The 19,772-nt window shown below is 68.9% G+C and carries 18 protein-coding genes; 11 read left to right on the top strand and 7 right to left on the bottom strand.

Going from position 1 to position 19,772, the window contains the following annotated elements; translation table 11 throughout:
* Window positions 1–224: 224 nt before the first annotated feature.
* Window positions 225–455, top strand: a complete 231-nt coding sequence (locus tag PSV23_RS04880; RefSeq protein WP_300466430.1) for a hypothetical protein — start codon at window positions 225–227, stop codon at window positions 453–455.
* A gap of 84 nt (window positions 456–539) precedes the next feature.
* Here the strand turns inward: PSV23_RS04880 and PSV23_RS04875 are convergent, their stop codons facing one another.
* Both PSV23_RS04875 and PSV23_RS04870 read right to left on the bottom strand, forming a co-directional pair.
* Window positions 540–1,523, bottom strand: coding sequence for a helix-turn-helix domain-containing protein (locus PSV23_RS04875; protein WP_300466428.1), 984 nt, complete (start codon window positions 1,521–1,523; stop codon window positions 540–542).
* A gap of 135 nt (window positions 1,524–1,658) precedes the next feature.
* Window positions 1,659–3,101: an aldehyde dehydrogenase family protein gene (locus PSV23_RS04870; protein WP_300466426.1), complete on the bottom strand. Its 1,443-nt coding sequence runs from the start codon at window positions 3,099–3,101 to the stop codon at window positions 1,659–1,661.
* Window positions 3,102–3,215: 114 nt separating this feature from the next.
* Here PSV23_RS04870 and PSV23_RS04865 point away from each other — a divergent pair, with 114 nt between their 5' ends.
* Genes PSV23_RS04865 through cysC form a run of 10 tightly spaced genes read left to right on the top strand, consistent with a single transcriptional unit; the run spans window position 3,216 to window position 13,944 of the window.
* Entirely contained in the window at window positions 3,216–5,513 is a 2,298-nt protein-coding gene (locus tag PSV23_RS04865; RefSeq protein WP_300466424.1) for a bifunctional salicylyl-CoA 5-hydroxylase/oxidoreductase, read from the top strand.
* On the top strand, window positions 5,510–6,271 hold the full coding sequence (locus PSV23_RS04860) for an SDR family NAD(P)-dependent oxidoreductase (protein ID WP_300466422.1): 762 nt from the start codon (window positions 5,510–5,512) through the stop codon (window positions 6,269–6,271). The genes PSV23_RS04865 and PSV23_RS04860 overlap by 4 nt, the downstream gene beginning before the upstream one ends.
* Window positions 6,268–6,771: a MarR family winged helix-turn-helix transcriptional regulator gene (locus tag PSV23_RS04855; RefSeq protein ID WP_300466420.1), complete on the top strand. Its 504-nt coding sequence runs from the start codon at window positions 6,268–6,270 to the stop codon at window positions 6,769–6,771. Before PSV23_RS04860 ends, PSV23_RS04855 begins: the two co-directional genes overlap by 4 nt.
* Complete coding sequence (locus PSV23_RS04850) at window positions 6,768–7,580, top strand: enoyl-CoA hydratase family protein (protein ID WP_300466417.1); 813 nt, start codon at window positions 6,768–6,770, stop codon at window positions 7,578–7,580. Before PSV23_RS04855 ends, PSV23_RS04850 begins: the two co-directional genes overlap by 4 nt.
* Before the next feature lie 3 nt (window positions 7,581–7,583).
* Window positions 7,584–8,750 carry an acyl-CoA dehydrogenase family protein gene (locus PSV23_RS04845; protein WP_300466415.1) on the top strand — a complete coding sequence of 389 codons (1,167 nt, stop codon included), beginning with the start codon at window positions 7,584–7,586 and terminating at the stop codon, window positions 8,748–8,750.
* Window positions 8,750–10,354, top strand: a complete 1,605-nt coding sequence (locus tag PSV23_RS04840; protein WP_300466413.1) for an AMP-binding protein — start codon at window positions 8,750–8,752, stop codon at window positions 10,352–10,354. Before PSV23_RS04845 ends, PSV23_RS04840 begins: the two co-directional genes overlap by 1 nt.
* Complete coding sequence (locus PSV23_RS04835) at window positions 10,351–10,773, top strand: thioesterase family protein (protein ID WP_300466411.1); 423 nt, start codon at window positions 10,351–10,353, stop codon at window positions 10,771–10,773. Before PSV23_RS04840 ends, PSV23_RS04835 begins: the two co-directional genes overlap by 4 nt.
* Window positions 10,770–11,165, top strand: coding sequence for a RidA family protein (locus tag PSV23_RS04830; protein ID WP_300466409.1), 396 nt, complete (start codon window positions 10,770–10,772; stop codon window positions 11,163–11,165). The genes PSV23_RS04835 and PSV23_RS04830 overlap by 4 nt, the downstream gene beginning before the upstream one ends.
* A 38-nt stretch (window positions 11,166–11,203) precedes the next feature.
* Window positions 11,204–12,109: a sulfate adenylyltransferase subunit CysD gene (cysD, locus tag PSV23_RS04825; protein WP_300466407.1), complete on the top strand. Its 906-nt coding sequence runs from the start codon at window positions 11,204–11,206 to the stop codon at window positions 12,107–12,109.
* A complete protein-coding gene (gene cysC / locus PSV23_RS04820) occupies window positions 12,109–13,944 on the top strand; it encodes an adenylyl-sulfate kinase (protein WP_300466405.1) in 1,836 nt (611 codons plus the stop codon). Before cysD ends, cysC begins: the two co-directional genes overlap by 1 nt.
* A gap of 7 nt (window positions 13,945–13,951) precedes the next feature.
* Here cysC and PSV23_RS04815 read toward each other — a convergent pair whose 3' ends face one another.
* Genes PSV23_RS04815 through PSV23_RS04795 form a run of 5 tightly spaced genes read right to left on the bottom strand, consistent with a single transcriptional unit; the run spans window position 13,952 to window position 19,728 of the window.
* A complete protein-coding gene (locus tag PSV23_RS04815; RefSeq protein WP_300466403.1) occupies window positions 13,952–15,244 on the bottom strand; it encodes an MFS transporter in 1,293 nt (430 codons plus the stop codon).
* 46 nt (window positions 15,245–15,290) lie between these two features.
* A complete protein-coding gene (locus PSV23_RS04810) occupies window positions 15,291–15,566 on the bottom strand; it encodes a SemiSWEET transporter (RefSeq protein WP_300466401.1) in 276 nt (91 codons plus the stop codon).
* Window positions 15,563–15,883, bottom strand: coding sequence for a low affinity iron permease family protein (locus PSV23_RS04805; RefSeq protein ID WP_300466399.1), 321 nt, complete (start codon window positions 15,881–15,883; stop codon window positions 15,563–15,565). Before PSV23_RS04805 ends, PSV23_RS04810 begins: the two co-directional genes overlap by 4 nt.
* Window positions 15,884–15,922: 39 nt before the next feature.
* Complete coding sequence (locus PSV23_RS04800; protein ID WP_300466397.1) at window positions 15,923–17,536, bottom strand: amidase; 1,614 nt, start codon at window positions 17,534–17,536, stop codon at window positions 15,923–15,925.
* Complete coding sequence (locus PSV23_RS04795; protein WP_300466395.1) at window positions 17,470–19,728, bottom strand: S9 family peptidase; 2,259 nt, start codon at window positions 19,726–19,728, stop codon at window positions 17,470–17,472. Before PSV23_RS04795 ends, PSV23_RS04800 begins: the two co-directional genes overlap by 67 nt.
* Window positions 19,729–19,772 lie beyond the last annotated feature (44 nt).

Here is a 19,772-nt window from a genome sequence, read left to right as displayed (position 1 = left end):
CAGCGCGCTGACGATTTTAGACTTAAGGATGTGCAAACAACCGGGACACCGGTACTTGCAGTTGAGCCTTCCACGCCACAGTTCGAACGAAATTCGTCGTTCTCTCATTGTAACCTGTGGCGTCAAGGCAATAGACGTGGGACATAGCGGCCTTGGCTTGCAACCAACGCTCTCGCGTGGTGTTGTGTTCGCCGACGCTGTCTAAATCATCACGGAGCCGACCCATGAAAAAAACTCTTGCTGCAATCGCGACCGGCGCCCTGCTGATCGCCGGCCAGGCCGTCGCCGCCAACCAGGTTTCCGCCGCTCCGAGCGTCGCTGACCGCGTGGGCAGCACCGCTGGCGCCTCCGACGAATTCGGCGGCGGCATCGCCCCCGGCCTGATCTTCGCTGTGGTGGCCATCGCCGCCTTCGCCGCCGTCACGGCCGCCGACGACGACTCCGAAAGCGACTAAGTCGACCGGCTGACGTTTTCGTCGGCTTCGAGACCAACAGGAACGGCGGCTCCTTCCAGGGCCGCCGTTTTCTTTTGCGTGGTGCTACGAGAGTTCGCCCATCCAGCCGGCCCATCTGCGACGACTGTCCACGGGATCATCGGGCCTGGAGGCCGCTACCTCTTCGCGATAGGCTTGGGGTGAAACCTCGTAGGCTTCGCGGAAGAGCCGGCTGAGCTGGGCTTCGTCCGTGAACCCGAAGGTCCGCGCCAGGTCCGCCACCTGGGCCGGCTCGCGATTGTCCAGCGCCTGCCGAACGCCGTCCAGGCGCCGCTTCTGGATCAGGCGGGCGACACCGCCATAGTCCTCGAACAGCCGATAAAGGGCCGAACGGGACATGCCCATGCCCCGGCTCAGGGTCGCGACAGACAGGCAGGCATCACCCAGATTCTCGATGATCATCCGTTCGACGGCGTCCCGGCGAAGATATTCCCCCCGGCGCGCTTCGCTGCCGCGCACACCCTTGTCCTCAACCGAAGCCAGAACGTGGATGAAGGCGCGCGACAGCCCCGGCTGCGCCTCTGTCTCGATCGCATCGCCGTTTCGGGCCAGGGACTGGAGATAGTCAGCCAGCATCAGGTTGCGCGGGGGTTTCAGGATGCGTCCGTGCAAACCCGCGATGCCGCCCCGCGCGGCCTCGATAATCTCTTTCGAAACGCTGGCGGTCAGCACATGGGCGGACTCAAACGCGGTCCGCGAAGGTCGCGAGGTGTCGGTCACATAGATTTCGCCGGCGACCGCCTCCCCAAACCCGCTGGCCTGTCCGCCCGTCACCCGGCCAGACAGCACAAGGCTGAGTACGATGTGGTCAAAACCATCGGTCCCCGCACGGGCGCCGCGGGAATGGACAACGCCCGATAGGCGCCGCTCGAACAGCAGCAGTCCCTCCAGCCGCCACGCCCGGACCTCCGCCCGAAACTCTCCTTCGCCCCGGGTGACGTCCGAACCGTTGTTGTACAACAACGCATAGGCCTGGAACGCCTCTTCCCGGGGAAGCGCATCGCTGTTGAAACTGAAACGCTCGGACATGCGGTACTGGAACGCTACAATTTAACTGGAATCAGGCGCGACACGCCAACTGGCTTGCGAACACATGGTCTGATTGATCCGCGTTCGTCAAGAAATCACGCTATGCGGAATATCCGTTCCGCCAACCGGTCCCGTTCACGACCAGCTGTAGGCCGTCTTGGTCTGGGTGAAGAACTCCACCGCCGCGAATCCCTGCTCGCGCGCGCCATAGCTGGACGCCTTCGAGCCGCCGAACGGGACGTGATAGTCGACGCCGGCGGTCGGCAGATTGACCATCACCATGCCCGCGCGGGCGCGGCGCTGGAAATCGCGAGCGTGTTTCAGGGAGCTGGTGACAATACCCGCCGAAAGGCCAAACTCGACCCCGTTGGCGATGGCCAGCGCCTCTTCGTAGCTCTTGACCCGGATCGCCGAGGCGACGGGTCCGAAGACTTCCTCGTTGTTGATCCGCGTCTCCGCGCCCGTGTCCGCGATCAGGGTCGGCTGGACGTACCAGCCCGGCTTCTCGAGATTCAGACGCTCGCCCCCGGCGACGACGCGTCCGCCCTCGCTTCGGGCGATGTCGATATAGCGGTACGACGTCTCCATCTGATCCTCGGACACTGCGGGACCCATCTGGGTGTCGGGATCCAGCGCATCGCCGACACGTAGCGCCGAAACCTTTTCGGCGAGGGCCGCGACGAAGCGGTCGTGAATCCCGTCCTGGACGATCAGCCGGCTGGAGGCCGTGCAGCGCTGGCCGGTGGCGAAGAACGAGCCGTCGAGGGCGATCTGCACGGCCCGGTCGAGGTCGCAGTCATCCAGCACGATCAGCGGGTTCTTGCCGCCCATTTCCAGCTGGACTCGCGCCTGCCGCCTGACGGCGCCCGCCGCCACGCCGGCGCCCACGCCCTGCGATCCCGTGAAGCTGAGGCCGTCCACGTCCGGATGATCGACGATAGCCTGCCCAACCCGGCCGCGGCCGATGACGAGGTTCAGCACCCCCTTGGGCAGGCCCGCCTCATGCAGGATGGCGACCAGGGCTTCCGCCGTCGCCGGGGTCGGTCCGGCCGGTTTCATCACCACCGTATTGCCGAAGGCCAGGGCCGGCGCCGCCTTCCAGGCCGGAATGGCGATCGGGAAGTTCCACGGCGTGATCAGGCCATAGACGCCCACGGCCTGCCGGTAGGTCTGGATCTCCACGCCGGGCCGCACCGAGGCCAGGTTCTGGCCGTGAACCCGCAGAGCCTCGCCGGCGAAATATTTCAGGATGCGGCCGGCGCGGACCGTTTCGCCGATGCCCTCGGCCAGGGTCTTGCCCTCCTCGCGCGACAGCAGCCGGCCCAGGGCCTCGCGGCGCTCCATGACCAGCGTGCCCGCCCGGTCGAGAATATCCGAGCGCACCTCGGGTGACGCCTCGGACCAGGCCGGGAAGGCGGCTTTGGCCGCGGCCACGGCCGCATCGACCTCGGCCACATCCCCGTCCGGCGCGCGCGCGACGACCTCGCGGGTATCCGACGGGTTGCGGCTTTCAGTCGGCCGGTCGGCCGGGACCTTCTCTCCGTTGATCCAGTGCGAAAGCTCGAGGGTCTCGGTCATGGGGATGGTTCTTCGTGCGGAGTGGGCGTCCATCAGCTCATAGCGGACTATGCCGGGACGCGGCCACCGCCGTGTTCAGTGGACGCTCCCGAGATTTTGCTTTAGGCTTAAAACATGTCGTCGACACAGGCCGTCAACAGCATAGCGATCGTGGGCGCGGGTCCGGGCGGGCTCTATCTCGCCATATCGCTGAAGCTGAGAAATCCGGCGCTGGACGTGGTCGTGCACGAACGCAACCGCCCCGACGACACCTTCGGCTGGGGCGTGGTGTTTTCCGACCAGACCCTGGCCAATCTGAAGCTCAACGATCCGGAAACGGCGGCGACCATCGAGGCCGCCTTCGTCCACTGGGACGACATCGACGTGCACATCCACGGCCGGACGATCCGGTCAGGCGGCCACGGCTTCGCGGGCATCGGCCGTCAGAAGCTGCTGACGGTGCTGCAGGAACGCGCCCGGTCGCTGGGCGTCGATCTGCGCTTCCAGGACGAGGTCGCCGACATCCGCGCCCTGCCCGCCGACGTCGTGGTCGCCGCCGACGGCCTGAACAGCCGGACCCGCAACGACCATCCCGAAACCTTCGGTGTCGATGTCGACGTGCGGACCAACAAGTACATCTGGCTGGGCACGAAACAGTCCTTCGACGCCTTCACCTTCGCCTTCGTCGAGACGCCGCACGGCTGGATCTGGGCCCATGCCTACCAGTTCGAACCGGGCGCCTCGACCTTCATCGTCGAATGCACCGAGGCGACGTGGCGCGGCCTCGGCTTCGACGCCATGGATCAGGACCAGACCTGCCGCGCGGCCGAGGCGCTGTTCGCCGACTGGCTGGGCGGCCATGCCCTGATGAGCAATGCGAAACATCTGCGCGGCTCGGCCTGGCTCAACTTCCCGCGCGTCGCCTGTTCCAGTTGGCGCGACGGCAAGGTGGTGCTGCTGGGCGACGCGGCGCACACGGCCCATTTCTCGATCGGTTCCGGCACCAAGCTGGCCTTCGAGGACGCCATCCGGCTGGCCGAAGCCCTGACCGACGGCGGCGACCTCGACGCCGCCCTGGCCGCCTATGAGGCGGAGCGCCGGGTCGAGGTGCTGAAGCTGCAGAGCGCCGCCCGCAACTCGACCGAATGGTTCGAGACCGTCGATCGCTATGTCGGGCTGGAGCCGCTGCAGTTCGCCTACAGCCTGCTGACCCGCAGCCAGCGCGTCAGCCACGAGAACCTGCGCCTGCGCGACCGCGACTTCCTGACCGGGATCGAGCGCTGGTTCGCCGACGAGGCCGGCGCTCCGTCTACGGACAATCCTCCCCCACCCATGTTCGCGCCGCTGCGTCTTCGCGGCCTGACCCTGCCCAACCGCGTCGTGGTTTCGCCGATGTGCATGTATTCGGCCGAGGACGGAATGGTGGGCGACTTCCATCTGGTCCACCTGGGCGGTCGGGCGCTGGGCGGGGCGGGACTGGTCTTTACCGAGATGACCGACGTCTCGGCTGACGCCCGGATCACGCCGGGTTGCGCGGGCATGTACCGGCCCGAGCATCGCGATGCCTGGCGGCGGATCGTCGACTTCGTCCACGGGCAGGGTTCGCGCATCGCTATCCAGCTGGCCCACGCCGGGCGCAAGGGCTCGGTCGAACGCCCTTGGGGGCCTCGCGCGGATCAGCCGCTCGAGGACGGCTGGCCGCTGATCGCCGCCTCCGCCATTCCGTGGTCGGACGAAGACCGAATCCCGCGTGAAATGACCCGCGCCGACATGGACCGCGTCGGCGACGACTTCGTGCGCGCGACCCGATGGGCCGACGAAGCCGGATTCGACATGGTCGAGCTGCATTGCGCCCACGGCTATCTGCTGTCGTCCTTCCTGACGCCGGTGTCGAACCATCGCACCGACGACTACGGCGGCCCGGTCGACAACCGGTTGCGCTTCCCGCTGGAGGTGTTCGCCGCCATGCGCGCCGTCTGGCCGGACGAGAAGCCCATGTCGGTCCGCTTGTCCGCCAGCGACTGGGTCGAGGACGGTCTGACGCCGGAGGATTCGGTCGCCATCGCCCGCGCGTTCGCCGAGGCCGGCTGCGATCTGATCGACGTCTCGGCGGGCCAGACCTCGGAGCAGTCGCACCCCGTCTACGGCCGCATGTTCCAGACCCCGTTCAGCGATCGCATCCGCAATGAGGCGGGCGTGGTCACCATGGCGGTCGGCAACATCTATGAGACCGACCACGTGAACAGCATCCTCGCCGCCGGCCGCGCCGACCTGTGCGCCCTCGCTCGGCCCCATCTGGCCGATCCGAACTGGAGCCTGCGCGCCGCCGCCGAACTGGGCTGGCGCGGTATCCAGCCGCCGGTCCAGTACCGCGCCGGCTTCGCCCAGCTGGCCCGCAATCTCGAGAAACAGCAGCAGGCGGGGCCGGTATGAGCCTGACCGGACACCATGCCGTGGTCACCGGCGCCGGCTCCGGCATCGGCCGCGCCGCCGCCGAGCGGCTGGCCGAGGCCGGCTGTCAGGTGACCCTGATCGGCCGTCACGTCGCCCGCCTGAACGAGACCGCCGACCGTATCGGCGACCTCGCCTTCGCCGCCCCCGCCGACGTCACCGACCCCGACGCCCTCGCCGCCGCCATCGAGGTCGGCCGCGACCGGTTCGGCCCGATCGACATCCTGATCAACAACGCCGGCGCCGCCACCTCGGCCCCCTTCCTCAAGACCGACGCCGACGCCTTTCGCGCCATGCTGGCGCTCAATCTCGAGGCTCCGGCCGAGGCCGCGCGTCTGGTCCTGCCGGGCATGCTGACGCGCCGTTGGGGGCGGATCGTCAACGTCGCCTCGACCGCGGGGCTGAAGGGCTACGCCTATGTCTCGGCCTACGTCGCAGCCAAGCACGGGCTGGTCGGCCTGACCCGCAGCCTGGCGCTTGAGGTCGCGTCGAAGGGCGTCACGGTCAACGCTGTCTGCCCCGGTTTCACCGACACCGATCTGGTCGCGAAGTCCATCGACTCCATCATCGCCAGGACCGGACGCAGCGAAGAGGAGGCCCGCGCCGCACTGGCCACCTCCAATCCGCAGGGTCGGCTGATCACCCCGGACGAGGTGGCCCAGACCATCGTCTGGCTGTGCGGCGACGGGGCCTCCGGGGTCAACGGCGCCGCCGTCCCCGTGGCCGGGGGCGAGCTGTGAACGCCGCCGCCGCCGCCCTGCCGGACCGGCTCGGCGGCGCCCCCGACGGCAAGCGCTCGCTGCGCCTGTGGCTGCGGCTGCTCACCTGCGCCACCACCATCGAACAGACCATCGCCCAGCGCCTGCGCGACGAGTTCGGCTCCACCCTGCCCCGCTTCGACATGTTGTCGGCGCTCGACCGGGCGGGGGAGGCAGGCCTGACCATGGGCGAAGTCTCGCGCATGCTGATGGTCTCCAACGGCAACGTCACCGGCCTGGCCGCGCGGCTCAAGGCTGACGGCCTGATCGAGGCCATGGCCGGCGCTGACCGCCGGGTCCAGCGCGTGCGCCTGACGCCGACGGGTCAGATCCGCTTCACCGCCATGGCCCGCGCCCACGAACGCTGGATAGAAGCCCTGTTCGCCGACCTGACCGAGACCGAGGCCGACGACCTGACCCGCCTGCTGGAGCGCACCAAACGGTCGCTTCACGCGACCACCCACGAGGAGCTGAACGGATGAAGGCGCGCGACTACAAGGCGGCTCATTTCCTGTGGTCAGTGGATGACGACGGCGTCGCGACCCTGACCCTGAACCGGCCCGAGCGGAAGAACCCGCTGACGTTCGAGTCCTATGCCGAGATGCGCGACCTGTTCCGCGCCCTGGTCCATGCCGACGACTGCAAGGTGGTCATCGTCACCGGCGCGGGGGGCAATTTTTCTTCGGGCGGGGATGTGCACGAGATCATCGGCCCGCTGACCGAGATGGCCACGCCCGCCCTGCTGGCCTTCACCCGCATGACCGGCGATCTGGTCAAGGCCATGCGCGGCTGCCCCCAGCCGGTCATCGCGGCGCTGGACGGGGTCTGCGTCGGCGCCGGGGCGATCATGGCCATGGCCTCGGACCTTCGCCTCGCCACGCCGCGGACGAAGACGGCTTTCCTGTTCACCCGCGTCGGCCTCGCCGGCTGCGACATGGGCGCCTGCGCCATCTTGCCCCGCCAGATCGGTCAGGGCCGGGCGTCCGAGCTGCTGTTCACCGGCCGGGTCATGACCGCCGACGAGGGCGAGCGCTGGGGCTTCCACAATCGCCTCGTCGAACCGGAGGCCCTGATGGAGACGGCGCTGGAGCTGGCCCGCTCGCTGGCCAAGGGGCCGACCTTCGCCCACGGGATCACCAAGAACCAGCTCAACCTCGAATGGGACATGAGCCTGGACGCCGCCATCGAGTCCGAGGCCCAGGCCCAGGCCATCTGCATGCAGACCAGGGACTTCCGCCGGGCCTACGAGGCCTTCGCCGCCAAACGCGAGCCGGTGTTCGAGGGGAACTGAGCCATGGCCGACCGCACCTTCCTCGACTGGCCCTTCTTCGAGGACCGCCACCGCGCCTTCGCCGCCGATCTGGACGCGTGGGCGGACAAGACAGCCGCCATCGGCCTGCACGGCGACCACGACCTCGACGGCGACTGCCGCACCATACTGAAGGCGTTGGCCGAGGGCGGCTGGCTGAGAAACGCCGTGCCCGACGCCAACGGCAAGCTCGACGTCCGCACCCTGTGCCTGACGCGCGAAACGCTCGCCCGCCGCTCTGGGCTCGCCGATTTCGTCTTCGCCATGCAGGGCCTCGGCTCCGGCCCGATCAGCCTGTTCGGCACGGACGAACAGAAGGCCCGCTGGCTGCCGGGCGTCGCTTCGGGCCAGACCATCGCCGCCTTCGCCCTGTCCGAGCCCGAGGCCGGCTCCGACGTCGCCGCCCTGTCGACCACCGCCCGCCGCGACGGCGACCACTGGGTGCTCGACGGGACCAAGACCTTCATCTCCAACGGCGGCCTCGCCGACCGCTACGTCGTCTTCGCCCGCACCGGGGAAGGGGCCGGCGCCAAGGGTCTCGGGGCCTTCGTCGTCGACGCGGATACGCCCGGTTTCGAGATCGTCGAACGCATCCCCCTGATGGCGCCGCACCCGCTGGCCACCATCCGCTTCGCCGACTGCCGCATCGACGCCGACCGCATCCTCGGCGCGCCGGGCGAAGGCTTCCGCATCGCCATGGCCACCCTGGACGTGTTCCGCTCGACGGTGGCGGCGGCGGCCCTCGGCTTCTCGCGCCGCGCCTTCGACGAAGCCGCGACGCGCGCCACGTCCCGCAACCTGTTCGGCGCCCCGATGAGCGACCTGCAGCTGGTGCAGGCCTCGCTGGCCGAGATGGCGCTGAAGATCGACGCCTCGGCCCTGCTGATCTACCGCGCCGCCTGGTTGAAGGATCATGGCGCGCCCCGCGTCACCCGCGAGGCCGCCATGGCCAAGCTCTACGCCACCGACGAGGCCCAGGCGGTAATCGACGCGGCGGTGCAGATCTTCGGCGGCCTCGGCGTCGTCTCGGGTCATCCGGTCGAGCGGCTGTATCGCGAGATCCGCGCCCTGCGCATCTATGAGGGCGCGTCCGAGGTGCAGAAGATCGTCATCGCCCGGCAGGTGCTGGCGGGTCTGCCGGGAGGCGTCTGATGGGGACGAGCGCGCACATCGACCGGTTCGTTCTCGATCATCTGCCGCCGGCGCATCAGCAGCCCGAGCTGGTCTTCGACCTGCCGGAACTGACCTATCCCGAGCGGCTGAACGCCGGCGCCGAACTGCTCCGCCGGGCCATCGCCGCCGGCGGCCCCGACGCGCGCGCGCTGATCGACTTCGATCATGAGTTTTCGTGGAGCCGGGTCGACGCCATCTCGGACCGGATGGCGCGGGTGCTGGTCGGGGACATGGGCCTGGTCCCTGGAAATCGCGTCCTGCTGCATGGCCCGAACTCGTCCTGGACGGTGATGGCGTGGTTCGCGATCCTCAAGGCCGGCGGCGTGGTCGTCGCCACCATGCCCATGCTCCGGCCCGCCGAACTGGCGACCGTGATCGACAAGGCCCGGATCAGCCACGCGCTGGTCTACACCTCCCTCGCCGAAGCGGTGACAGAGGCGCAGGCGGCGGCCCCGTCGTTGAAGCACGTCATGGACTCGGCGACCCTCCAGGCCGCCGCACAGTCCCAGCCGGCCGGCGCCCGCTTCGACGCCATCGACACGGCCGCTGACGACCCGGCCCTGATCGCCTTCACCTCGGGCACCACGGGCAAGCCCAAGGGCTGCGTCCATTTCCATCGCGACATCCTCGCCATGGCCGACACATTCGCCCGCCACATCGTCGGCCTGACGAAGGATGACATCGTCCTCGGCACGCCGCCGATCGCATTCACCTTCGGCCTCGGCGGTCTGGTTGTCTTCCCCGCCGCCGTCGGAGCAGCCACCGCCTTCGCCCCCCTGCCGGGGTTCGAAGCCCTGGCCGAGACCATCGCCCGCCATCACGCCACCGCCCTGTGCACCGCCCCGACCGGCTACCGCGCCCTGCTGAAGCTGGCCGGCCAGCACGATCTGTCGAGCCTGCGCACCTGCGTCTCGGCGGGCGAGGCCCTGCCCGCCGCCACCTCCGACGCCTGGCATGAGGCGACGGGCGTCCGCATCATCGACGGCATCGGCTCGACCGAGATGATCCACGTCTTTATCTCGGCGCGCGGCGACGACATCCGCCCCGGCGCCACCGGCAAGGCCGTCCCCGGCTATGAGGCTCGCATCATCGACGCAGACGGACGCCCCCTCCCCGCGGGTGAGACCGGCCGCCTCGCCGTCCGCGGTCCGACCGGCTGCCGCTATCTCGATGACGTGCGACAGGCCGCCTATGTCCAGGACGGCTGGAACCTGACCGGCGACGTCTACCGGCTGGATGAGGACGGCTATTTCTGGTTCGTGGCCCGGTCCGACGACATGATCGTCTCGTCCGGCTACAATATCGGCGCCCCGGAGGTGGAGCACGCCCTGCTGCGCCACGACGCCGTCGCCGAGGCCGCCGTCATCGGCGCGCCTGATCCCGAGCGGGGCCAGATCGTCCAGGCCTTCGTCGTGCTGACTGACGGTCACGCCCCGTCCGACGCTCTTCGGATCGAGCTCCAGACCTTCGTGAAGGGGGTCATCGCCCCCTACAAATATCCGCGCGGCCTGGATTTCGTGGACGCCCTGCCCAAGACCCAGACCGGCAAGCTGCAGCGCTTCCGGCTCAAGGAGCCGACATGACCGGCCAGGTTTTCACGGTCGACCGCCGCGTCCGTTTCGCCGACTGCGACGCGGCCGGCATCGTCTTCTTCCCCCGCTATTTCGAGATGCTCAACGGGGTGGTCGAGGACTGGTTCGCCGGGCCGCTGCAGGCCTCGTTCCGTGAGCTTCACCTCAACCGTCACGTCAGCGTCCCTACCGCCGCCGTCGAGGCCCGGTTCATCGCCCCGTCGCGGCTCGAGGACGAACTGACCTTCGCCCTGACGGCGACCAGGCTGGGCGGCGCCTCCTGCGGCCTGCGCCACCGCATCAGCGCGGGCGGTCAGCTGCGCTTAGAGGCCAGCCAGACCATCGTCTACGTCGGCGCCTCGCTGAAGCCCGAGCCATGGCCCGACGCCATTCGCGCCCGCATCACCCCCTTCCTGGAGCAGCCCCTGTGAACCGTGTCCTGCTGCCCGAAGGCTGGCCCCGGCCGAAGGGCTATTCGAACGGCGTCGAGGCGACCGGCCGCATGATCTTCGTCGCCGGCCAGATCGGCTGGACGCCCGAAGGCGTGTTTGACGAAACGGGCTTCGGGGGCCAGTTCCGCCAGACCATCGAGAACACCCTCGCCGTCCTCAGGGAAGCCGGCGCCGGGCCCGAACACATCGTCCGCATGACCTGGTACGTGGTCGACAAGACCGAATACCTGTCCGCCCTGCGCGAGATCGGCGCGGTCTGGCGCGAGCGGATCGGCCCCCACTACCCCGCCATGGCCGTGGTCGAGGTCAAGGGACTGATCGAGGACGCCGCCCGCGTCGAGATCGAGACCACAGCCGTCATCCCCGCGTGAGGCTTGGCGCCGCGCGATTCCGGGGCCACAGCTAGACCATGCGGCTGCACGACGACGTCCTCGGCCGGCTTGAAGCCGAAGCCATTCACATCTTCCGGGAGGTCGCCGCCGAATGCGAGCGGCCGGTGCTGCTGTTCTCGGGCGGCAAGGACTCCGCCGTCCTGCTGCATCTGGCGCGCAAGGCCTTCTTCCCTGCTCCGCCGCCCTTCCCGCTGTTGCACGTCGATACGACCTGGAAATTCCGCGAGATGTACGCCTTCCGCGATCAGGCGGCGGCGGACGCCGGGATGCAGCTGCTCGTCCATCGCAATCCCGAAGCCGAGGCCGAGGGGATCAACCCGTTCGACCACGGCGCCAGCGTCCACACCGACCTGTGGAAGACGCAGGGGCTGAAACAGGCGCTGGACCTGCACCGGTTCGACGCGGCCTTCGGCGGCGCCCGCCGCGACGAGGAAAAGAGCCGGGCCAAGGAGCGGATCGTCTCGGTCCGCAGCGCCGCCCACGGCTGGGACCCGAAACGCCAGCGGCCCGAGCTCTGGAGCCTGTACAACACGCGCCTGGGCGACGGGGAATCCCTGCGAGTCTTCCCCCTGTCCAACTGGACCGAGATCGACGTCTGGCGCTACGTCCGGCGCGAGGCGATCGCCCTGCCCTCGCTCTATTTCGCCGCCGAGCGACCCGTCATCGAGCGCGACGGCGCCCTGTTGATGGTCGATGACGACCGCATGGCCTTGCGACCGGGCGAACAGGCCCGGCCGCGCCGCGTGCGTTTCCGCACGCTGGGCTGCTGGCCCTTGACCGCCGCCATCGACAGCGACGCCGACACCCTGGACGCCGTGGTCCGCGAGGTGCGCGAAGCCTCCATGTCCGAACGTCAGGGCCGGGCCATCGACCACGACCCGGCCGCCTCGATGGAGCAGAAGAAGCGGGAGGGCTATTTCTGATGGCCCGGACGACCGACAGCGGCCCGCGCGAACTCATCCGCCTGATCACCTGCGGCTCCGTCGACGACGGCAAGTCCACCCTGATCGGCCGCCTTCTGTACGAGGCCGGCGCCGTCCCCTTCGACCAGACCGCCACCCTGCCCCTGATCGACGGCGAGCCCGACCTGTCATTCCTCGTCGACGGTCTGGCCGCCGAGCGCGAGCAGGGCATCACCATCGACGTGGCCTATAGGTTCTTCGACATCGGCGAGCGCCGCTTCATCCTCGCCGACACGCCGGGGCACGAGCAGTACACGCGCAACATGGTGACCGCCGCCTCGACGGCGGACCTCGCCATCGTCCTGATCGACGCCCGCAAGGGCGTGCTGACCCAGACCCGGCGGCACAGTCGTCTTCTGGTCCTGCTGGGGGTCCGGCGCGTGGTGCTGGCGGTCAACAAGATGGATCTGATCGAGGGATCGCGGGACCGGTTCGACGCCATCGTTGACGAGTACCGCGCCTTCGCCGCCTCCATCGGCCTGACCGATGTGACCAGCATCCCCGTCAGCGCCCGGCGCGGCGACAATGTCATGACGCCGGGCGCCTCCATGCCCTGGTACGCCGGTCCCAGCTTGATGGCGCATCTGGATACCGTGCGGGTTCCGGATGCGCCGGCCGGCCCCCTGCGCATGGCGGTCCAGAGCGTGACCCGGTGCGGCTGTTTCCGCGGCTTCACCGGCCGCATCCAGTCGGGCTCGGTCCGCCCCGGCGACGCGGTCCGCATCCTTCCCTCGGGCGTCGGCGCGACGATAGACCGGATCGTGGCTTTCGACGGCGATCTCGACGAGGCCCGCGCCGGCCAGTCCGTGACCCTGACCCTGACCCCCGAGGTCGATGTTTCCCGCGGCGACCTGATCGCCGCCGCTGATGCGCCGCCCGGGGTCGCCGACCAGTTCGACGCCCATGTCGTCTGGATGTCGGACCGGCCGCTGCTGCCGGGCCGGGCCTGTTGGCTCAAACTGGGCGCCGCCACCGTCCCCGCCCGGGTCAGCGACATCCGGCACAAGGTCAATGTCGACACCGGCGAGGAACTGGCGGCCACGACCCTGTCGCTGAACGACATCGGCCGCTGCACCCTGGCCCTCGACGCGCCTGTCGTCTTTGAGCCCTATGCCGTGAACCGCGACCTGGGCGGCTTCATCCTGATCGACCGGATGACCAATGAGACGGCGGGCGCCGGCATGATCCGCTTCGCCCTGCGCCGCTCGGCCAATGTCCGGCCCCAGGCCCTCAGCGTCAGCCGCGCCGACCGCGCCGCCCTGAAACACCAGTCGCCGCTGGTGCTGTGGTTCACCGGCCTGTCGGGAGCAGGCAAGTCGACCATCGCCAACCGCGTCGAACAGCGGCTGAACGCCGAAGGCCTGCACACCGCCCTGCTGGACGGCGACAACGTCCGCCACGGCCTGAACCGCGATCTGGGCTTCACCGACGCCGACCGCGTCGAGAACATCCGCCGCGTGGCCGAGGTCGCCCGGCTCATGACCGACGCCGGTCTGATCGTGCTGGTGTCCTTCATCTCGCCCTTCCGCGAGGAGCGCCGCATGGCGCGCGACAGGATGGAGCCCGGCGAGTTCGTCGAGATATTCGTCGACACCCCGCTGGCGGTCGCCGAGGCGCGCGACGTCAAGGGTCTGTACGCCAAGGCGCGGGCCGGCCAGCTGGCCAATTTCACCGGCATCGACAGCGCCTATGAAGCGCCGGAAGCGCCCGAGCTTCGCATCGACGCCGCCGCCTGCTCGCCCGACGAGGCCGCCGAACGGGTCCTGGCCCTGATCCACGCCCGTCTGGCGCGCTGAAGACCGCTCAGGCTTCGGGAGGCCGCCGCCACGGCCCGGCGAAGGTCAGGGCGACGCCGGCCACGACAACCGCCGCCACACCGACCACCGACGCCAGCGCCCACGCCAGGGCGTCCGGACCGGCCGCCCCGTGATCGCTGATGATCCCCGTGAGCAGCGGACCGAAGCCCACGCCGGTCAGGGATACGAAGGCAAGATAGACAGCGCCGACCTGGGGCCGCAGCCGCGTCTCCGTCAGGCTCTGAATCTCGATGAGGGCGAGGACCGCCGCAAAGCCGCCGCCGATCGACAGCCCGGCCAGACCCGCCGCCGCTCCGGCGAGCGAGTTCGACGCCGCCAGCAACAGGCCGCCGGCCGCCGCCAGCACCATTCCAGCCGCCAGCAACGGGCCTGTCCCGACGCGCCGTCCAGCCCTCGACCCCAGCAGCCAGCCGGCGCCCAGATGCCCGGCCGGTGCGAAGGTCAGGACGACCGCTCCCGCCAGCAGCGCCGCATCCGCCGCCGACAGGCTGAAGCCGCGATTCAGGATCGAGGCGCTCCATGCCCCGGTGGCCTGAACCAGCAGCACTGAACCGGCCCCGACGATCAGGATGGGCGCAAAGACCCGCCATCGGTTCCGCATCAGGATCATGGCGGCGCCGATGCCCTGTCCCGGCTCCCGCCGGGAAATCTCATGGCGGCGGGACGAGCAGGCGAAGAAGGCGATCAGCGCCAGGTTCGGGAGGACCAGCACCAGGCTGGCCGCGCGCCAGGGCTCCAGACCGGCGACGGATCGCCCGGCGACCACGGCCAGCGCCGCTCCGCCCAACAGCAAGGCTGCGCTGCGCCCCGTCGCGGAGCCGGTTGTGAAGGTGGACAACGCCCTGGCGCGGCGGGCGGCGTCTTCCTGCCCGGCCAGCAGCATCAGCGCCGCGGGCGCGAAGAACGCCTGACCCAGCCCCATGGCGACCCGCGCCGCCAGCATGCCGGGATAGTCGGGCGCGAGGGCGAACAGCACGCCGCCGCCGGTCCAGACGACCATGCATCCTGCCACGAGGCGCCAGGGGTTGCGGCCGGCGACGAAATGCCCGGCGACCAGCAGCCCCACTGCGTACAGGGTCGCGAAGGCGGGGCCCTGCATCAGGCCGATCTGGGTGTCGGTCAGGCCGAACTGCGCCTTGATCAGCGGGGCCACGACCGCGGGCAGGCCGCGATCGACGTAGGCCGCGAACTGGGCTGCGGCCAGCAAAAGGATCGACGACCAGGCCAGCGGCGCGAGCCGCTCGGAAGACGGAACTGGGGAGATGAGCCGTCCTCTCAACCGGAGCGTTCCGGACCTGGAGTTTTCGGCGGCGTCGCCCGGCTGGTCAAGCCTTACCGTGTTCGCTGAACCGCCATTTCATGGCCAGCACGCCCGAAGCCATCACCAAGGCGCAGGCGTTGGCCACGATGATGGGCCACGCCCCCGTCAGCACCCCATAGGCTGTCCACAGGACGAAACAGGTCACCGTCAGGGAGTAGGTCTTCAGCGACACGGATGAGGCGTCACGCTCCTTCCAGATCTTGATCATCTGCGGAGCGAAACTGGTGATCGAACAGAGGGCGGCGGCCGTTCCCACTACGTTCGCGGCCAGATCGCTCACACCGAAGCCTTGTCGCGAGGCCTGGCTCCGGTCCGCGTCTTGCGGGCTTCCGGCGCGGCCTGCTGCACCAGCGCCGAACTGTCTTCCGCCCGGGTCGCGACGACGGGCATGGCCTTGGCGCCGCCGCCGTGAATCCGCGTCGCCCGACCTTCGACCTCCAGCAGGATCTTCTGGAGATCCTTCTCTGTCATGTGTTCGACGCCGATGAACCGCTCGTCGGCCGCCCGCACGTGGATCAGCTCGTCCAGCTTGGCCTGCATCGCCGCGCCGTCCCGATTCTGTGTGTTCTGGATCAGGAAGACCAAAAGCTTTTCCATGCCCGCTCCAAACCAACCGTCACGCCGAAGGTTGCCGCCCTATCGCCCCGCCAGCGTCGGGGGCCTGCGCTCATGTGTTCGCTGCTCATAGGCATAACCCAGCGACAGAATGTGGGCGTCGTCCCACTGGCCGCCGATGAAGCTCAGACCCACCGGCATGCCCCGGTCGAAGCCCATCGGCACGGTCAGGTGCGGATAGCCCGCCACGGCCGCCAGCCGGCTGGCCGACCCCTGGGCGTTGTCGTCGTCCTCACGGTCGTTGGTCCAGGCGCGCGAGGTCGTCGGCGCGATCAGGGCGACGACGGTGTTGTCCGCCATCAGCCGGTCGATGCCCTCGGGCCCGGCGGCCCTCAGCGAGTTGGCGCGGGCGTCCAGATAGACCGGGTCCTCGAGCCCCGTCGTCGCCTCGGCGCGCAGGAACAGCTCCTGACCGAACAGCACCGTTTCACGCGGCTCGGCGTCGTTGAAGGCGATCAGGTCTGCAAGCGTGCGGGTCGGCACCTGGGCCGGGTCGGTCGAGGCCAGATAGGCGTTCAGGTCGTGCTTCAGCTCGCTCATCAGCACCTGGATTTCCCAGCCGCCGAGCGCCCGGAAATCCTTGGGAGCTTCAGTGATCTCGACCAGTTGAGCGCCGGCGTCGCGCAGGGCCTGAAGCGCCCGCTCGAATTCGGCCTGGGTCTCCGCCGAATAGTTGGAGACGAGGAAGCGCATCACGCCGATCCGGGCGCCGCGCAGACTGTCCGCATCCAGAGCGGCGCGATAGTCGACCTTGCGCGCATCGGCCTCGACCGTCGCCGGGTCCAGCGGGTCGGAGCCCGCGATGATCGACAGCACGATGGCCGCGTCCTCGACCGTGGTGGTGATCGGTCCGGCCGTGTCCTGCGAATGGCTGATCGGCACGATGTGGGTGCGGCTGACCAGCCCCACCGTCGGCTTGAACCCGACCACGCCATTGACCGAGGCCGGGCAGGTGATCGAGCCGTCGGTTTCCGTCCCGATCGCCGCCGGAGCCAGGCCGATGGCGACTGCTACGGCGCTGCCGGCGGATGAGCCGCACGGCGTCCGTTCGGGATCGTAGGGATTGCGGGTCTGCCCGCCGACCGCGCTCCATCCGCTGATGGAGTTGGTCGAGCGGATGTTGGCCCACTCCGACAGGTTGGCCTTGCCGAGAATGAAGGCTCCGGCGTCGCGCAGGCGGGTGACCAGCGGTGCGTCCCGTCCGGGCGCGTTCGCCTCCAGCGCGAGGGATCCTGCCGTCGTCGGCATGTCCCGCGTCTCGATATTGTCCTTCAGCAGGATCGGCAGGCCGTTCAGCGGGCCGGACGGGACTGTGAAGTGCTCCGCGATGACCGCTGGGGAGATTGCGATCACCGACGCCAATGGTTGTCCGGTCGCTCTGTCCTGGCTCAGCGCCAGTTCGACCGAGCCCTCGATCGCCCGACGCGCCGGGAAGCTGCCGTCCACGACCGCTGCAGCGGTCGGCGGCTGATAGATGCGTCCCCCGTCGTCGCCCGCCACCGTCCAGCTGCCGTCGCCGTTGGGCGTGGCGCTGGCGCAGGCAGCAAGCGATAGCGAAGCAGCCGCGATCAGTCCCGCGCGGCGGGCGCCCTTGAACCGATCGTGCGATCCAGGAAGTCGAGATAGGTACGCCATTGCTGCAGCTGCCTTTCATTGCCCCGCACGCCGTGGCGCTGACCGGGATAGAGCATCAGTTCAAACGGGGTGGACGAAGCCTGCAGCGCGTCGATGACGCGCGTCGAGTTCTCGAGGATGACATTGTCATCGGCCATGCCGTGCATCAACAGCAGCCGGCCGGTCAGGTTCGGCAGGCGCGGAATGGCGTCCGAGGCGGCATAGCCCTCGGCGTTCGCCTGCGGCGTCGACATGAACCGCTCGGTGTAATGGGTGTCGTACAGGCTCCATTCGGTCGGCGGCGCACCGGCGATGGCCGAGGTCAGCCCCATGTCAGGTTCGGTCAGCGCCATCAGGCTCATGAAGCCGCCATAGGACCAGCCCATCATGGCGATGCGGCTGTCATCCACATAGGACAGCGATCTCAGATAGTTGGCGGCGAGGACCTGATCCTCGATCTCGGGCTGCCCCATCTTCAGATAGAGGGCCTGCTTGAACGCCGTCGACCGGTCGCCCTCACCGCGGTTGTCCAGCCGGAAGACGATGTAGCCGGCCTCGGTCAACAATTGATTGTTGGCGCTCTGCCAGCCGCGTTTGACGCCTCCGCCGGAGGGGCCGCCGTAGACCTGCATGACCACCGGGTACGTCTTCGACGGATCGAAGCCCGGCGGCGTGGTCATCTGCCAGACCAGGGTCTCGCCATGACTTTCCAGCGTCCCGAACGTCACATCCCCCCGGCGCGAGAGAAACGGATACATCGGATGATCGGCGTCCAGCCGGTTCTCCTCGATCCACCGCACGAACGTGCCGTCGGCGCGATAGAGGCCGGACTGCATCGGCGTATCCAGGTCGGTGTAATTGCCGACGAAGGCCGTACCGGTCTTGTTGACCGAAACACCCCACCAGCCGCCCGCGGGCGTAACCGCCACCGGATCCACTGGCCGGCGCAGCGAGGCGCGGAACATCTGCTGTTCGATCGGCAGTTCGCGCCCGTCGCGCATCGAGGCTGTGAAGAAGACCTCGCCCGTCGCCTGGTTGACGCCGTTCAGCGACTTGACCGGATACGCTCCCCGCGTGATCGCCCGCAGACGGCGGCCCTCGCGGTTATGGAGATACAGGTGCCTCCAGCCCGTCTCCTCCGACGACCAGATGAAATTGCCGTCGTCCAGCGCCTTGAAGTCGTTGTTCAGCGACACCCAGGCGTCCGACCGCTGGGTCGAGATCACGCGTGACGCGCCGGTCGCGGGATCGACGCTCAGCAGGTCCAGCCGCTTCTGGTCGCGGCTCTCGCGCTGGACATAGAGGGTGCGCCCGTCGGCCGACCAGTTGACCCGCGCCAGATAGATGTCGGTATTCTCGCCCAGATCGACCTTGACCCGGCCGCCGCCGACGATGTCGCGCACATACAGTTCGACCACGGCGTTGGGCCGGCCCGAGCGGGGATAACGCTGCTCGACCACCGCCGCCCCCCCGCCGGTGATGTCCAGCCGCGGCACGATGTCGACAGTGGACTCGTCGGTGCGTTGCAGGGCGATGTAGCGCTCGTCGGGGCTCCACCAGTAGCCGGTGTCGCGGTCCATCTCCTCCTGGGCGATGAACTCGGCGGTGGCCCAGGTGATCAGGCCCTCGCCGTCGTCGGTGATGGGCGTCTCGGCGCCGCTGCCCAGATCGAGGACGACCAGATCCTGATCGCGCACGAAGGAGACATAGTTCCCCCTGGGCGAGACCTTGGCGTCAATCTCGTCGGCCTCTGTTTCGGTCAGGCGGCGCACGGCGCCTCCGTCGCGGCTGGCCAGGAAGATGTCGCCTTCCAGCGGGGCCAGGATGTAGCGGCCCTGTTCATCCCACGAATATTCGACCACGCCGCGCTGCGAAATCCGCATCCGCTCACGCCGCGCCTTCTCGGCCTCTGACAGTTCGCCGGCGTCGGGAACCAGCGCCCGGGCGTCGATCAGCCTGAACGGCTCGCCGGCGCCGATGGGCGCGGCCCACAGATCCTGCACGTCCACGTCGTCCTCGCGCGACCGCAGGAAGGCCACCAGTTCGCCATCGGGCGACAGGCTGACCGACTTCGCCACCGGGCCGGCCAGCGAGGGATTGGCGAACACTCGCTCGGGCGTCAGGATCGCGGGGTCCACGGTTTGCGCCATCGCTGCGGTGAACGGCGACAACGCCGCAAGGAACAGGGTGGAGGCGAGGAGTTTGTTGCGCATGGCCGGGACGCTAGAGGGAGAATTCGTCGTCGTCATCCCCCAAG

The organism is Brevundimonas sp., assembly GCF_029946145.1.
GTDB lineage: Bacteria > Pseudomonadota > Alphaproteobacteria > Caulobacterales > Caulobacteraceae > Brevundimonas.
This window is presented reverse-complemented; position numbering and strand designations above follow the sequence as displayed.

What these genes read in the sequence shown, in the direction of transcription:
- PSV23_RS04880 (WP_300466430.1), top strand. Translation starts at nt 225, where the DNA reads ATGAAAAAAACTCTTGCTGCAATCGCGACCGGCGCCCTGCTGATCGCC.
- PSV23_RS04875 (WP_300466428.1), bottom strand. Translation starts at nt 1,523, where the DNA reads ATGTCCGAGCGTTTCAGTTTCAACAGCGATGCGCTTCCCCGGGAAGAG.
- PSV23_RS04870 (WP_300466426.1), bottom strand. Translation starts at nt 3,101, where the DNA reads ATGACCGAGACCCTCGAGCTTTCGCACTGGATCAACGGAGAGAAGGTC.
- PSV23_RS04865 (WP_300466424.1), top strand. Translation starts at nt 3,216, where the DNA reads ATGTCGTCGACACAGGCCGTCAACAGCATAGCGATCGTGGGCGCGGGT.
- PSV23_RS04860 (WP_300466422.1), top strand. Translation starts at nt 5,510, where the DNA reads ATGAGCCTGACCGGACACCATGCCGTGGTCACCGGCGCCGGCTCCGGC.
- PSV23_RS04850 (WP_300466417.1), top strand. Translation starts at nt 6,768, where the DNA reads ATGAAGGCGCGCGACTACAAGGCGGCTCATTTCCTGTGGTCAGTGGAT.
- PSV23_RS04845 (WP_300466415.1), top strand. Translation starts at nt 7,584, where the DNA reads ATGGCCGACCGCACCTTCCTCGACTGGCCCTTCTTCGAGGACCGCCAC.
- PSV23_RS04840 (WP_300466413.1), top strand. Translation starts at nt 8,750, where the DNA reads ATGGGGACGAGCGCGCACATCGACCGGTTCGTTCTCGATCATCTGCCG.
- PSV23_RS04835 (WP_300466411.1), top strand. Translation starts at nt 10,351, where the DNA reads ATGACCGGCCAGGTTTTCACGGTCGACCGCCGCGTCCGTTTCGCCGAC.
- cysD (WP_300466407.1), top strand. Translation starts at nt 11,204, where the DNA reads ATGCGGCTGCACGACGACGTCCTCGGCCGGCTTGAAGCCGAAGCCATT.
- cysC (WP_300466405.1), top strand. Translation starts at nt 12,109, where the DNA reads ATGGCCCGGACGACCGACAGCGGCCCGCGCGAACTCATCCGCCTGATC.
- PSV23_RS04805 (WP_300466399.1), bottom strand. Translation starts at nt 15,883, where the DNA reads ATGGAAAAGCTTTTGGTCTTCCTGATCCAGAACACACAGAATCGGGAC.
- PSV23_RS04800 (WP_300466397.1), bottom strand. Translation starts at nt 17,536, where the DNA reads ATGGCGTACCTATCTCGACTTCCTGGATCGCACGATCGGTTCAAGGGC.
- PSV23_RS04795 (WP_300466395.1), bottom strand. Translation starts at nt 19,728, where the DNA reads ATGCGCAACAAACTCCTCGCCTCCACCCTGTTCCTTGCGGCGTTGTCG.